This is a genomic window from Microlunatus sp. Gsoil 973 (assembly GCF_009707365.1).
Classification (GTDB): Bacteria; Actinomycetota; Actinomycetes; order Propionibacteriales; family Propionibacteriaceae; genus Microlunatus.
Map to the genome: position 1 here is coordinate 1,500,541 of NZ_CP046122.1, position 12,177 is coordinate 1,512,717.

Sequence of the window (12,177 nt, forward strand, 5' to 3'; positions counted from 1 at the left end):
CTGATCGAATGCAACTGCAGCTCAGCATGGTTGTGCTCGAGGTTTGCGATCTTGAGGCATCCATTCGGTTCTATCGTGCGCTCGGTCTCGACATCCCCGAGGCACCGCCCGAACGGCCCGTGGTCGTGCATCGGATGCCCAGCGGGGTGAGTCTGTTGCTCACGACGAGCTTCGCCTCGGTGTACGACCCGAACTTCTCGCGGCCGTCCGGTGGTTACCAACAATTGCTGGAGTTCTATGTCGGTGAGGACTCGGCGGTCGACTCGAAATGGGCCGACCTCACCGGATCCGGGTACCACGGGCGGATGGCTCCGACCAAGACCGTCGGCCCGTACGCCGCGATGGTCGACGACCCGGACGGCAACGTTGTTCTGCTCACGTCGGATGCTGCGGCATCGCCCGAAGAGCAACCATCGTGACCGCCGGCCGAATCGTCGGCGCGCGATTTCTGATTGCCGTAGCAGCGCTTCGGTCACCCGCCGGTCAGGCAGTCAACACGGCGGCCATGCGTGGATGTCCGCGATGACGCTGCGTGTCCAGATAGCCGTCTTCGACGGTTTCGACGAGATCGATGTGTTCGGGCCGTACGAGATCCTCTCCGTACCTGGAATCCAGGTCGAGCTCGCGAGTCTCGAATCGACGGCGCCGATCCGGTCCATGCGTGGGATCGTCATCGAACCCCAAACCACGCTCACTGCCTGCGACGGCATCATCGTTCCTGGTGGAGGTTGGGGCAACCGCGCCGACGCCGGTGCCTGGGGCGAGGTGCAACGCGGTGACCTACCCGAGCGGATCACCGAACTCGCGCCGGACCTGCCGTGGCTGGCCTCGGTGTGCAGTGGAGGGATGATCCTCGCGTCGGCCGGCCTCCTGGCCGACAGGCCGGCGACAACCAACCCCGGCTGTTTCGACGACTTTCGTCCGCTGGTCGGCGAAGTGATCAAGGAACGCGTCGTCGACGACGGCGATCGGCTGACCGCGGGTGCATTGTTCTGCGGCAACGACCTCGGTCTGTGGATCATCGAACGCGAACTCGGAACGCCGGCGGCTGACCACGCCGCGGCATCGAAGGCGTACGCACGCCAGGATCGCGTCTGGCGATCGGGCGCCCGATAGTCCTTGGCGTACGGGAAAATACTCTGCCTGGAGGTCGCCGACGTGCGCCATCCAGAGGGTCAGGCTTGGAGCGACCTGTCGGCCGTCATTGAGTACCGGGGGATGGGTGCGAACCATCGTCTCCGCTTCGTTGAGTGGCGCTCTCCATGTGAGCTACCCCGGTGGGTTCCGCGCTACGGCTTACGGCTCGCCGGGCGGCGGATTGACAAGGAATCCCCCTGTGACCGTTGCACGAGTCACCAGGTTGGAAACCAGAGGCCTTGCGTTCGGCCGGCGTGGCGCCAAAGGCATCCTTGCTGTGTCCCCAGTTCTGTGGCGGTGCGTTGCCCGGACCTGGGAAGCCCATACCGTCTCCGTCCTCGAGACCGGAGTAGGCACAAATCGAGTTGGCGTGGGCGGCTCCCAAGCCGCCTGCGCCCGGAGGCTGGCCGTTGCCGTTGATCTCCCCCGCGTGGGCGCTGGTGATCGCCCCTCCGAGCAGCGCCGCTGTGGCAAATGCCGTGGCGACGCCGGTCCTCAATGTGAATCGCATAGTCTCCCCCATGCTGCGCCGGATGGTGACCAGGACTGTAGTCCTGGCTGCAGGGCGCCGGGCTGGATGCGAATCATTCCCGATGGATACCTGCCGCCGGGCACCTTGTTACCCGGAGTGGGCCTTACCAGTAGGGTCTGCAGGGTGAAGGTTCTGGTCACCGGTGGCGCCGGCTACATCGGATCCACGACCGCGCGTGCCCTGGAAGCCGCCGGACACGTACCGGTGATCTTGGACTCGTTGCTGACCGGGCCACGCGTGTTTGTCGGCGACCGCATCTTCTATCAGGGGGACATCGCCGATCGCACCCTCGTCGGTCGGATCTTCGAGGAACATCCTGAAATCGCAGCCACGATTCACATGGCTGCCCGAATCGTAGTTCCCGAGTCGGTCGCCGAACCGGTCGCCTACTACCGAGACAACGTCGCCAAGTCCTTGACTCTGTTCGACCAGCTCGTCGAACTCGGAAGACCCGCAGTGCTGTTCTCCTCCTCGGCCAGTCTCTACGCGCCGCCCTCGGAGGGCTTCGAAGTCAGGGAGTGTGACCCGGTCGCGCCGACGTCGCCCTATGCCCGGACGAAGTTGATGATGGAACAGATCCTGCAGGACATCGTCGCAGCCACTCCGCTGCGGGCCATCATCCTGCGCTATTTCAACCCGATCGGCTCCGATCCGGACCTGACCACCGGGATCTATGCTCGCGAACCGAGCCATGTCCTCGGCCAGCTCGTCATGGCGGCCCGCGGCCGGCTCCCTGCATTCACGATCACCGGCACCGATCTGCCGACCCCGGACGGAACAGGGATCCGCGACTACGTCCACGTCTGGGACCTTGCCCAGGCACACGTCGCTGCTGTCGAGCAGTTCGACACCGTTTTGGACCGAGCCGGACGACCCAGCGTCATTGTCAACATCGGCCGCGGGGAAGGCATCACGGTACGCGAACTGATCTCTGTCTTCGAAGACGTCTACGGTGAGGCGGTGCCTAGTCGTGAGGCTCCACCCCGCCTCGGCGACGCTGTCGGTGCCTACGCCAATGTCGACCTGGCTCACCAACTGCTCGGATGGCAAAGCAAACTCTCGGTCGCCGACGGCATCTCCTCCGCGCTGAGGTGGGCCGACAAGCGCCGGATGGTCCTCGGCTACGAATGACGCCGACCCGGAGACGGGTGCGCACAGCTCGTCGGCGGCTACGTCGGGTCAATCGAGCCGGTACACGGATCTGGCGGTCTGATACGTGATCTGATCAAGTTCATCGGCGGTGAAACCGAAGGTGCCAAGGGCTTCCAGCGACTCCGCCGGTGTGAAGATGGGGTAATCACTTCCCCACAGGACGCGATCTGTTCCGTGTCGCCGGCACAGCCAGGTGAGCTGGTCGGCGAACGGGCTGTCGGCAAACATGCACACTATCGCCGACAGTTCCAGGTAGACGTTCCGTGCGGCATTCGGGTATCGCGAAAGCACTGCGAACATGACGGCCTGGACAAACTTCGGGCCGAAGGTGTGTGCCAGCACCAGGTTCGTGCCCGGGCAGGTCATTGCGAGACCGATGAACTTCTCCGGTTGTCCTGGATCGGCGGCAGCAACCGTATCGAACAGGATCGGGAGTCCATGATCACCGGCCCGTTCGGCGACCGACACAAGGGCCTCGGAGGCAACATCGAACTGCTGGGTGCTCGGGTGCAGTTTGAGTCCCGCTGCGCCTGCTTGGGCGATCCGATCGATCTCGGTGAGGGCCGCATCGCCGTCGTCCGGGTGGACCGAGCACAACGCGAACGCCTTCGGGTCACGTGCGGCGATCGAAAGGGCTGCGTCGTTCAGCCGCCGGGTCTCGTCAAGATCGCCTGGCGGCGCCATCGCCAGGACCGCGAATCGACTCACGGTCAGGTCGGCAGTCGCGGCCAGGTAGTCGGCGTGGCCGTGCGGCCGCCCGACCCACGATTCCTCTCCCGGCAACTGAAGATGAGCATGGGCATCGATGATGTCGCGCACCCGTCCAACCTATCCGGCGGCGAACGTCGACGGGCGGATTCGCCGTGCTGCGTGGACGTCCAAGAACCGCACCAGCGACAGCTTCCGGCGAAGCCTCGGGGGTAAACCGCTGCAGTACAAGCCGGTCCGGCGGATCGATCCGCGTATCGCCTGGGCCAACGGCGTGATCACCCGAGCCACGGAGACGCCCGCCATGTCCGGTAGCTGACATACGGCTGCGGTGGCGTGTTCGGCTGGATCTAGATTGTTCGTGTCAACTGGTCGAGCAAGTCGCGTAGCGATGCGGCCACTCGCGCCGGTTCGGTCAGCATCCCCAGATGGTGGCTGATCTGCTCCCGAACCCGCCAGCCACGTTCCCGAGCCGTCGCAGCCTGGTCCTGGTATGCCTCGCTCAGTTGCAGGTAGGCGACTGGCGCATCAGGCCACTGCGGAGCCGGCGCCTGGGCTTCCTCGAACATCGCCAGCGGCAGCCGTTGGCAATCGGCGACAAAGCGCTGCCGGACAGCCTGATCCGGTAGCAGTTCGGCCATGACCTCCTCGCTCCACCATTGCGGCCACGGCGGCAACCAGCCCCGGTCGTCTGCCATTCCTCTCAGCTGCCCGGCCAGATCAGGCGGCGCAGTCTCCATCCAGGATCGACCGGGTGTAGGCAGTCCGGCATCAACGAAGACGTAGCCGCGGACTCTGCCGATGATCATCCCCGCCGCAGGCAGCAGCGGTCCGGCTCCGCTGTGACCGACGAGGACGGCCGGTTGATCGGCGGCACCGCAAGCTATCACCTCGGCCTGTTTGCCGCTGTACGGCGGCCCCGCCGGGATCGTTCCGGTCAGATCGACAACGGCCGGGTCGAATCCGGTGCTGGACAGGTCGGCCGCAACCAGCTCCCACGTCGCAGAACCGACCAACGGACTGTGGACCAATATGAGGCGAACAGCCATGGTCTATTCGTAGCAGCTCCTAGCAGCCGACCTCGTGCCAGCTGACAGGCGGGGATCTGCTGCGCCCTGTGGTCGGGTTTGCAAGACTTCAGCTGTGCTGAACATTGACGAGACCCTCCGATGAACATCCCGCCCGAGACCTTCATCCGGGTGGCGGCCGCCGACCTGGACGACTTCTGCCGCCGACTGGGCGGAGCTGCAGGTCTCCCGGACGCGCGAGCCGAACGACTCGCCGAGCTGCTGGTCGGCAACGATCTGCGCGGCGTGGTCAGCCACGGCACGCGACAGATCGCCACCTATGCCAGGTTGCTTCGCGACGGGAGCCTGAATGCCCGGCCTGCGGTGGCGACGGTCCAGGAGGCGCCAACCAGCCTGCTCGTCGACGGCGACGGAGGACTGGGCTACTTCCCCGCCTATGAAGGCACTCTGCAGGTGATTGACAAGGCGTTGGTCTCGGGGGTCGGTGTGATGGTCACCCGCAACCACGGCCACTTCGGTGCCGCCGGCTTGTACTCCCGACTCACACTCCCCCACGATCTGCTGTGCTTCGTCACGTCGGGTCACCAACTGCACCTGAAGGCTGGCGATCCGGTGTACGACGCCGCGGGCGGTTCACCGATGTCGTTCAGCGCACCGACGGCGGAGGAACCGCCGCTGGTGCTGGACTTCGGTGCCATGCACGATCTCTACGGCGGATCCAACCGGGATCTGTTCGCCGAAGTCGCCCCCGGACTGGTTCACCGCAGCATCGGCATGGGCATGGTGTGTCAGAGCTGGGGCGGCCTGCTGGCCGGTGTTCCGATCGACCAGTCACGCGCGGACCGGCGTTGGCCGGGAGCCAACCAAGGCTCCATGGTGGTAGCGATGCGGATCGATCTGTTCATCGACCCGGCAACGTTCAAGTCGGAGATGGACGAATACGCCCGGACCGTGCGGACACTCACTCCTGTCCCGGGAGCAAGCGGCAGCTACCTTCCCGGTGGTCCGGAGGCCGCGAAGGAGGCGGCCTACCGCGCCGAAGGCGTTCCGATCGGCGAGGAACACCGTCGACTGCTGGAGGACGTCGCAATCGAGTTCGCCGTCACCGTGCCGTGGTAACGGTTTGATCGACTCCCTTTACTGACGGCGTACCTCGATGCACAGCCGACACAGGAGGCACTTGATGGCACCACAGCACACCTGGGAGTCGGTGACAGCATTGATCATCGAGCTGCCGGAGGTCGAGTTCGATCAAGGCAACAGGCACTTTCCTCGCGGGGTCATCCGTGTACACGGGAAAGTCATCGCCTACCCGGCCGGCGGCCCGCGTGGCAGTCCCCCCGACGCGCGGGAGGGGGAAGAGTTCGTGTTCATCAAGACCAGCCACGCCGAACGAGCAGCCCTGTTCACCGAGGACCCCATCACCTTCTTCACCACACCGCACTATCAGGATGCGCCGGGCGTCATCGTCAGGCTCTCCACCGTCGACCCCAGCCACCTGCGACAACTTCTGATCGAGGCCTGGCGACTCACCGCACCGAAGCGGCTGATCGCCCAGTACGAGCAGCACACCGCTGGACTCACCGACCAAGAAGGGCAAGCGTGATCATCGGCTCCGAGTTCAAGATCGACCGCGACAAATCGAGCAATCCGGGTCCGAACCAGTCAGACGTCGAACGGATGTGGTACGTCGACCAGCGAGGGTAGGTCCAACTGTCCAGCCTCGAACAGTCTGCGATCACCGCGTCCATCGAACGGCTCGATCTGCTGCCGCAGCCTCCGCTCGACCCAGGCCGCAGCCTGCAGCGCTTGATCGGCGTCATCGTCGGTCAGTAGTCCCGCTGCGCGCACATCGGCGAAGTCGTCCAGGTCCTCGACCGCGACCAGGCCGGAGCGGAGCCGAAACGGGTCAAGCTCCCAATCCAAAAACGCAACAACATCCGGCGTGGCTCGGCGAATCAAGTCACACACCTCAACGCCGATGTGCAGTGGCCGTTGCGGCACACTCCAGGTCGCAAGCCAGTGCGCAGCAGGGCCGGGGACCAACGTCAAGCAGTCCAGACCTGGCCCGTCACCGCCCTCCACTTCGCACCGTGTGTCGATCTCCCCGTCGCTGGACCTGAAGATCGAGCCCGCGGGCGTGTAGAGCCACCGACCATCCGCGTCGGACGCGATCTCGTACGCCTGCCAGCATCCACGTCCGCCGCCGAGCTTCAGTTTGCAGACCGTGATCACTCGCGGCAGCGGCGAGGTGCGCGACGATGTCATGCGCTCAGCAAATCACGCCTTCGATCGATCCAGCGCGGATCAGGGCCACGTCCATGTGCGGCGATTGCTGGCTCATCCGTTGACCTCGGTGCCCTGAGATGCCACCAGCATCCTCCGATTCCGGACCAGTCCACCAGGGCAAACTGGCACCTCACCGGCAGCCGCGCCACCAAGATTTCGCACCGGGTGGTCCCTGTGACGATCATGATCTTGGTCTCCGCGATGGCCGAGCGACCGGAGAACGGCCCCGCTGTCTGAGTGATGACGCCGTTGATCACCCGAGATGCCGCTTGAGAGCGTCGAGGCGGTCGTCCCAGTCGCTGGCAAGCGCGGCGAGGAACTGTTGGGCGACCCGGATCGGTGCGGTCTGTAGGCGGTATCGGACTCGGCGGCGTTCGCCGGCTTCGGGCGCTACGAGACCGGCCTCGGCCATCAGAGCGAGGTGCTTCGCGATCGCTTGACGAGTGATCGGCAGGCGCCCGGCCAGATCAGTGGCTGTCGCGGGCCCGCCGGTTGCCAGCGCGGCAAGGATGGCGCGGCGCGTCGGATCAGCCAGAGCGACGAACACCTGTTCGGCGACGGACTCGATGTCAGGCGCCATGGAGATGCTCGCTCAGCTCGGCAAGCTCGCGGGACCATCCTTCGCGGTGCGATTCGTACGTATCCCGTCTGATGTCGACCGGCAGCTGCGCGAAGCCTGACTCCGTGACGCGAAGCAACGTTCCGGCGTCGGACCGTTCTAGCGTGAACTCGACGTAGGTGCGTCGCGGATCGTCCTCCGGCAGGTTCGGCAATCGCCAGGTGTAGCCGAACAGGTTCGGCTCTTCCACCCGCTCCACGCGAAACTCGACGGTCATCCCAGCGTCGAACGTGATCGATCCCGCGCCACCCGGACGGAGGTCGATCTCGGCGCTCGCCCCGAACCATGAGCTCAGCCCCTCTGCTGCCGTCAGTGCCGGCCATACGTCCTCGGGACGGCGGTCGAGCGATATTGTCCGCTCGATGCGATCAGGGAACCCCATAGCTTCCTCCTGATGATCAGGCCCGTTCCTCTGCGGCACGCCGCGCGAGGTCACGCGGGCTGCGGTTGGGGGCTCCCGGACCTCCCTCGGCAAGCTCACGCAGGCTGGTGCGGACGAAGTGGTTCCAGCTCCGACTGCACATGTCCTTGCATTCGAGTTCGTCGTTGAGCCCGAGATGCTCGAAGGTGAGTTCACATGCATCGCCATCGAGTGGCGTGATCATGAAGGTGGGCCTGGTGCCGACCCAGTCCTCCATGAACGTGCACTCCACTACCGTCCAACGAACGGTCGTCGGGCGCGACGTCTCATCAACGTGGATCAGGAGTGGCGGCTGGTCGTCGACCATCGGGAAGCGCAGATCGCCGCCGGCCTTGCCGGATCCGGTCACTGGGCTCCACCACGCGGCGAGTGCATCGACGGTGGTGACGGCGTCGAAGACGACATCGGCCGAGGCATTCACCCGCACGCTGGTGCGGTAGTCGGTGGTTGTGATCATGGGATGCTCCTCGTCAACTGACTGATGCAACCGATTGGTTGCGATTTTATGGCAACCAATCAGTTGCGTCAAGTGCGGCTCGGTGGCTCGGCCGCCATCCCGAACTCCTTGTGCTCCGGTTCGGTCCGTCCTCATGCGGCTTCCCGCACCCCGTACTGCACGCCGCACCAGGTGTACCTGGTGCGGCGTGCAGCAGGTGGTGCGGCAGGGGGTGGGCCATGTCCCGGTGAGCGGATGCGCCTTGCGTGGGACGGAGACTTCGAGTTGATCACGATTCGTTGCCGATCCGTCCCGCCGAGACGGCGGGAGTTCGTTCCGACCTCACAATCGACCCGTGAGGCGCAACCTCGGATGGATACTCCTGATCCCGCTGCTCGCGGCCTGCGGAACGACCACAACCAGCAACGGCCAAACGGCCGCGTCCTGTGTCGGCCCGCACCTCGATGATCAACCGAGAGTCGGCGGACGCTTCGGAGCGCCACCACCGACCGTGCACCCGGGTGAGGTGCTCACGGTCTATGGGCATTGGTACACCAGCACCTGCAACGACACCGGAGAGCAGGATCCGCTCCAGCCGCTGCCATCGGTCCGACTGACTCTCACACTTCCGGGAGGAGACACTCGACGTCTCGGCAGGCACACCCCCGCCGGACCGGACATGGGATTCTCAGTGTCGGTACGCATCCCGGCAAGGGCACACAACGGGTCAGCGACAATCAGCGATGACCGTGGCGGGGCCGGAAGGGCGACGTTCAAGTTCACGATCGCCGGTCATTAGGCAAGCACTATCCCGGCCGAGCGTTCCCCTGGAGATCGATCCGACGGGCATCCGCTCTGTCTGGGTCGATGATCAACTTCGAGCGCGGCCGCGTGACAACCGGCGTCTCGCCGCCGGTGTGTCCTGGTCAGGTCCGGAGGCGAGCGACAGGACACACGGACGCAACAACTCGATGATCTGAGCGGTGTCGGCGCTCGCGAGTTGGTCGGACTTGATCAAGTGTCGGGATATCACCAGGCCGAGGATGATGGCGTCGATGATCGCCGCCCGGAGGTCAGCGTCGTCGGCCGGGATCCCCTGGGCGATCAGCTCTTGGTAGCGGGCTGCCGTGGTTGCGATGGCGTCGGCCGCTTCCGGGTTGGTCAGCATGGAACGCAGAAGGGTGAGCGACGCCGTCGGCTCACTGTCGAGGCGGCCGGCCAGCGAAGTGAGGATGGATTCGGTTCCGTTGACGTCGGGGATGGGAGCGGCCTCGATGACTCGCTGGAAGAGTTGCTGTTTGGATTTGAAGTAGTGCATGACCAGCCCGGCCTGAACCCCTGCTGCCGAGGCAACGGCTCGGATGGTTGTCCGTTCGTAGCCGGCTTCCAGGAACAGTTCTGCGGCGGCATCGAGGATTCGCGCTTCGGTGCGCAGGCGCTGTTCGGCACGTGAACCCTCACGGGGAGCAGTCATTGGTTCATTGTACGAACGTTTACAGAACCACTGTTCGTTGTACACTCGTTCATTGAACGTATGTTTACTCTAATCCCCAGGAGACTCTGTGCCCCACCTGTCCATCGATGATGTTCTGACCCGCCGGCGCGACCTGACACTGAACAGAGATGCCGACGGGCTGGCTGAGCTGTACGCGCCCGACGCGGTGATAGAGATGCCGTTCGCGGGTCCGCCCGGCTCGCCGATGCGACTGACCGGAAGGGAGGCGATCCGCGCGTACACCCGGAAGGTTGTCGAGTCACCCGTTCGCGTGAAGCGCTACGAGGTGGCAGCGTGCCACTGGACCGATGACCCGGAGGTCGTGGTCCTCGAGATGCGAGCCGAGGTGACCCCGAACGCGGTGGGTCACTCCATAACCGCAACGTCGATCCAGGTCCTTCGCATCAAGGACGGGCAGATCGTCCTGTTCCGTGACTATGCCAATCCACGGATACAGGACGAACTTGCCGCTCAACAGTGATCGGTGTGCCTGGGAAACAAGAGCGGCTTGTAACCGCCTCCACCGATCGAGGACAACCCGATTCGTGACTAGGACTGGATGAACTCGAGCAGGTCGGCGTTGACGACGTCGGCGTGTGTGGTCGGCATGCCGTGCGGCAGATCCTTGTAGGTCTTCAGTACGCCGTTGGGCAGCAACGCCGCCGACTTCGGGCCCGATGCGACGTAGGGCACGATCTGGTCGTCCTCGCTGTGCACCACGAGCACCGGGATCGTGATCTGCTTGAGGTCCTCGGTGAAGTCGGTCTGGGAGAACGCGACGATGCCGTCGTAATGGGCCTTCGCACCGCCCATCATTCCCTGCCGCCACCAGTTCGCGATGACGGCCTCCGATGGCGTCGCGCCGGGCCGGTTGTACCCGTAGAACGGTCCTTCCGGCAGTGCGCGATAGAACTCGGACCGGTTCTTGGCCAGCTGACCCTGCAGGTCATCGAAGACCTCTTTGGGTAGCCCGTCCGGATTGGCGTCGGTCCTGACCATCAGGGGAGGCACCGCGCACAGCAGCGCCGCCTTCGCGGCCCGACCGGTGCCGTGTCGGGCCAGGTAGTGCACGACCTCTCCGCCACCGGTGGAGTGGCCGATGTGGATCGCATCGTGCAGATCGAGATGCTCGACCACCGCCGCGAGGTCGTCGGCGTAATGGTCCATGTCGTGTCCGCTGCCAGTTTGGGTCGACCGTCCGTGACCGCGGCGGTCGTGTGCGATGACCCGATAACCCTTTGAGAGGAAGAACATCATCTGGTTGTCCCAGTCGTCGGCCGACAGCGGCCAACCGTGACTGAAGACGATCGGCTGACCGCTTCCCCAGTCCTTGTAGAAGATCTCGACACCGTCGCTGGTTGTTACCGTTCCCACAGTCCTACCCCCGTTTCGGTCACCTGACTTTTCGAACTTCGCGTCGTGCACCAAGACCGCACGGCCACTGGTTCTGTGACACGCATTGAGGTTGCGAGCCGGAGCAGCGGCGCTGGTGTGCGGTCCCCCATTGCGAGGCCGACTCAATCATCGTCTGCAACTCCGCCCCGGCGCGACGGACAATCCATCACCTGGACAGGGAACGATCGCGACCTCAGTGCCCTCCGGTGAGCCGAGTGGGCCGGAACGATGTCACTGCTCAGACGACGAGCGTGCCTCCGTCGACGACGGCGATCGTCCCGGTCACGTAGTCCTGGTCCATGAACGCCAGGTACGCCTTGGCCGCGTCCTCCGGTTCGGCGACCCGATTGAGCGGGACCGCGGCACCCGTGGCGGCATACATGCGCTCCCGCTCGTCCTCGCCCATGGCCGACCACAGAGGTGAGCGCAACACACCCGGAGCAACCGCGTTGACCCGTACGGGGGCGAGCTCGGCAGCGAGTGAGCGGACCGCCGAATTCATGGCGCCGCATACCGCCGCGCCGAGAGTCCAGCCCGCACCGCCCTTGAACGCGGCGGTTCCGCTGGTCAGCGTGATGGAGCCGGCCGCGCGCAGATGCGGGACGACCTGGCGTACGGCGTCGAGGGTATGGAAGAACCGCAGTCCGAAGAAAGCCTGCGCTTCGTCGATGCGGAGGTCGGTCAGTGGCCGCCCGACCAGCGGATCGGCGGCTGTGTAGGCGAAGTGATCGAACCGGCCGACCCCGTCGAGGAAGTCGGCGACATCGATGGCGGAGGTCGCGTCGACCGCGCTTCCCGTGACACCGGCGGGCAGCTCAGCGAGTGCCCGCTCGACCGAGGCCGGGTTACGGGACGCGATGATCACCGAGGCGCCGAGTTGGGCTGCCTGCCTGGCGACGGCGAGGCCGATGCCGCTGGTGCCGCCGAGAACGACGATCTTGGAGCTGGAGTCAACAGTCATGCAC

17 protein-coding genes and 1 tRNA gene are annotated in these 12,177 nt (G+C 65.0%); 8 read left to right on the forward strand and 10 right to left on the reverse strand.

Annotated elements, in window-relative coordinates; genetic code table 11:
- Window positions 1–8: 8 nt before the first annotated feature.
- Both GJV80_RS23160 and GJV80_RS07020 read left to right on the forward strand, forming a co-directional pair.
- Window positions 9–419, forward strand: a complete 411-nt coding sequence (locus GJV80_RS23160; protein ID WP_195909210.1) for a VOC family protein — start codon at window positions 9–11, stop codon at window positions 417–419.
- Window positions 420–522: 103 nt separating this feature from the next.
- Window positions 523–1,116, forward strand: a complete 594-nt coding sequence (locus tag GJV80_RS07020) for a DJ-1/PfpI family protein (protein WP_195909211.1) — start codon at window positions 523–525, stop codon at window positions 1,114–1,116.
- Between the two features lie 93 nt (window positions 1,117–1,209).
- On the opposite strand, the gene GJV80_RS07025 is transcribed toward GJV80_RS07020, so the two are convergent.
- A tRNA-OTHER gene (locus GJV80_RS07025) sits at window positions 1,210–1,279 on the reverse strand.
- 513 nt (window positions 1,280–1,792) lie between these two features.
- Between GJV80_RS07025 and galE the strand changes: the two genes are divergently transcribed.
- Window positions 1,793–2,800, forward strand: a complete 1,008-nt coding sequence (galE, locus tag GJV80_RS07030; protein WP_154687285.1) for a UDP-glucose 4-epimerase GalE — start codon at window positions 1,793–1,795, stop codon at window positions 2,798–2,800.
- 48 nt (window positions 2,801–2,848) lie between these two features.
- On the opposite strand, the gene GJV80_RS07035 is transcribed toward galE, so the two are convergent.
- Window positions 2,849–3,640, reverse strand: coding sequence for an amidohydrolase family protein (locus tag GJV80_RS07035; RefSeq protein ID WP_154687286.1), 792 nt, complete (start codon window positions 3,638–3,640; stop codon window positions 2,849–2,851).
- Between GJV80_RS07035 and GJV80_RS07040 the strand changes: the two genes are divergently transcribed.
- Window positions 3,627–3,848, forward strand: a complete 222-nt coding sequence (locus tag GJV80_RS07040) for a hypothetical protein (protein ID WP_154687287.1) — start codon at window positions 3,627–3,629, stop codon at window positions 3,846–3,848. The genes GJV80_RS07035 and GJV80_RS07040 overlap by 14 nt on opposite strands.
- 31 nt (window positions 3,849–3,879) lie before the next feature.
- On the opposite strand, the gene GJV80_RS07045 is transcribed toward GJV80_RS07040, so the two are convergent.
- Window positions 3,880–4,578, reverse strand: coding sequence for an alpha/beta hydrolase (locus GJV80_RS07045; protein WP_154687288.1), 699 nt, complete (start codon window positions 4,576–4,578; stop codon window positions 3,880–3,882).
- 120 nt (window positions 4,579–4,698) lie between these two features.
- Here GJV80_RS07045 and GJV80_RS07050 point away from each other — a divergent pair, with 120 nt between their 5' ends.
- Together GJV80_RS07050 and GJV80_RS07055 are read left to right on the forward strand one after the other, a co-directional pair.
- A complete protein-coding gene (locus tag GJV80_RS07050; RefSeq protein WP_154687289.1) occupies window positions 4,699–5,676 on the forward strand; it encodes an Ldh family oxidoreductase in 978 nt (325 codons plus the stop codon).
- Window positions 5,677–5,740: 64 nt separating this feature from the next.
- The gene (locus tag GJV80_RS07055; protein WP_154687290.1) at window positions 5,741–6,163 is read left to right on the forward strand and encodes an MmcQ/YjbR family DNA-binding protein; all 423 of its coding nucleotides are present in this window, start codon (window positions 5,741–5,743) and stop codon (window positions 6,161–6,163) included.
- Between the two features lie 59 nt (window positions 6,164–6,222).
- Here GJV80_RS07055 and GJV80_RS07060 read toward each other — a convergent pair whose 3' ends face one another.
- The 4 genes from GJV80_RS07060 to GJV80_RS07075 form a co-directional block, all read right to left on the reverse strand.
- Entirely contained in the window at window positions 6,223–6,825 is a 603-nt protein-coding gene (locus GJV80_RS07060; protein WP_154687291.1) for a hypothetical protein, read from the reverse strand.
- A gap of 274 nt (window positions 6,826–7,099) precedes the next feature.
- A complete protein-coding gene (locus GJV80_RS07065) occupies window positions 7,100–7,426 on the reverse strand; it encodes a helix-turn-helix transcriptional regulator (protein ID WP_154687292.1) in 327 nt (108 codons plus the stop codon).
- Window positions 7,416–7,901: an SRPBCC domain-containing protein gene (locus GJV80_RS07070; protein ID WP_230208209.1), complete on the reverse strand. Its 486-nt coding sequence runs from the start codon at window positions 7,899–7,901 to the stop codon at window positions 7,416–7,418. The genes GJV80_RS07065 and GJV80_RS07070 overlap by 11 nt, the downstream gene beginning before the upstream one ends.
- Window positions 7,864–8,415, reverse strand: a complete 552-nt coding sequence (locus tag GJV80_RS07075) for an SRPBCC domain-containing protein (protein WP_230208210.1) — start codon at window positions 8,413–8,415, stop codon at window positions 7,864–7,866. The genes GJV80_RS07070 and GJV80_RS07075 overlap by 38 nt, the downstream gene beginning before the upstream one ends.
- 262 nt (window positions 8,416–8,677) lie before the next feature.
- Here GJV80_RS07075 and GJV80_RS07080 point away from each other — a divergent pair, with 262 nt between their 5' ends.
- Window positions 8,678–9,121, forward strand: a complete 444-nt coding sequence (locus GJV80_RS07080; protein WP_154687293.1) for a hypothetical protein — start codon at window positions 8,678–8,680, stop codon at window positions 9,119–9,121.
- A gap of 72 nt (window positions 9,122–9,193) precedes the next feature.
- Here GJV80_RS07080 and GJV80_RS07085 read toward each other — a convergent pair whose 3' ends face one another.
- Window positions 9,194–9,796 carry a TetR/AcrR family transcriptional regulator gene (locus GJV80_RS07085; RefSeq protein WP_154687294.1) on the reverse strand — a complete coding sequence of 201 codons (603 nt, stop codon included), beginning with the start codon at window positions 9,794–9,796 and terminating at the stop codon, window positions 9,194–9,196.
- Between the two features lie 88 nt (window positions 9,797–9,884).
- Between GJV80_RS07085 and GJV80_RS07090 the strand changes: the two genes are divergently transcribed.
- Entirely contained in the window at window positions 9,885–10,298 is a 414-nt protein-coding gene (locus GJV80_RS07090; protein WP_154687295.1) for a nuclear transport factor 2 family protein, read from the forward strand.
- Between the two features lie 68 nt (window positions 10,299–10,366).
- Here the strand turns inward: GJV80_RS07090 and GJV80_RS07095 are convergent, their stop codons facing one another.
- Window positions 10,367–11,191 carry an alpha/beta fold hydrolase gene (locus tag GJV80_RS07095; RefSeq protein ID WP_154687296.1) on the reverse strand — a complete coding sequence of 275 codons (825 nt, stop codon included), beginning with the start codon at window positions 11,189–11,191 and terminating at the stop codon, window positions 10,367–10,369.
- A 259-nt stretch (window positions 11,192–11,450) separates the two neighbouring features.
- On the reverse strand, window positions 11,451–12,173 hold the full coding sequence (locus GJV80_RS07100) for an SDR family oxidoreductase (protein WP_154687297.1): 723 nt from the start codon (window positions 12,171–12,173) through the stop codon (window positions 11,451–11,453).
- Window positions 12,174–12,177 lie beyond the last annotated feature (4 nt).

What these genes read in the sequence shown, in the direction of transcription:
- GJV80_RS07085 (WP_154687294.1), bottom strand. Translation starts at nt 9,796, where the DNA reads ATGACTGCTCCCCGTGAGGGTTCACGTGCCGAACAGCGCCTGCGCACC.
- GJV80_RS07045 (WP_154687288.1), bottom strand. Translation starts at nt 4,578, where the DNA reads ATGGCTGTTCGCCTCATATTGGTCCACAGTCCGTTGGTCGGTTCTGCG.
- GJV80_RS07055 (WP_154687290.1), top strand. Translation starts at nt 5,741, where the DNA reads ATGGCACCACAGCACACCTGGGAGTCGGTGACAGCATTGATCATCGAG.
- GJV80_RS07065 (WP_154687292.1), bottom strand. Translation starts at nt 7,426, where the DNA reads ATGGCGCCTGACATCGAGTCCGTCGCCGAACAGGTGTTCGTCGCTCTG.
- GJV80_RS07060 (WP_154687291.1), bottom strand. Translation starts at nt 6,825, where the DNA reads ATGACATCGTCGCGCACCTCGCCGCTGCCGCGAGTGATCACGGTCTGC.
- GJV80_RS23160 (WP_195909210.1), top strand. Translation starts at nt 9, where the DNA reads ATGCAACTGCAGCTCAGCATGGTTGTGCTCGAGGTTTGCGATCTTGAG.
- GJV80_RS07050 (WP_154687289.1), top strand. Translation starts at nt 4,699, where the DNA reads ATGAACATCCCGCCCGAGACCTTCATCCGGGTGGCGGCCGCCGACCTG.
- GJV80_RS07020 (WP_195909211.1), top strand. Translation starts at nt 523, where the DNA reads ATGACGCTGCGTGTCCAGATAGCCGTCTTCGACGGTTTCGACGAGATC.
- GJV80_RS07100 (WP_154687297.1), bottom strand. Translation starts at nt 12,173, where the DNA reads ATGACTGTTGACTCCAGCTCCAAGATCGTCGTTCTCGGCGGCACCAGC.
- GJV80_RS07040 (WP_154687287.1), top strand. Translation starts at nt 3,627, where the DNA reads ATGATGTCGCGCACCCGTCCAACCTATCCGGCGGCGAACGTCGACGGG.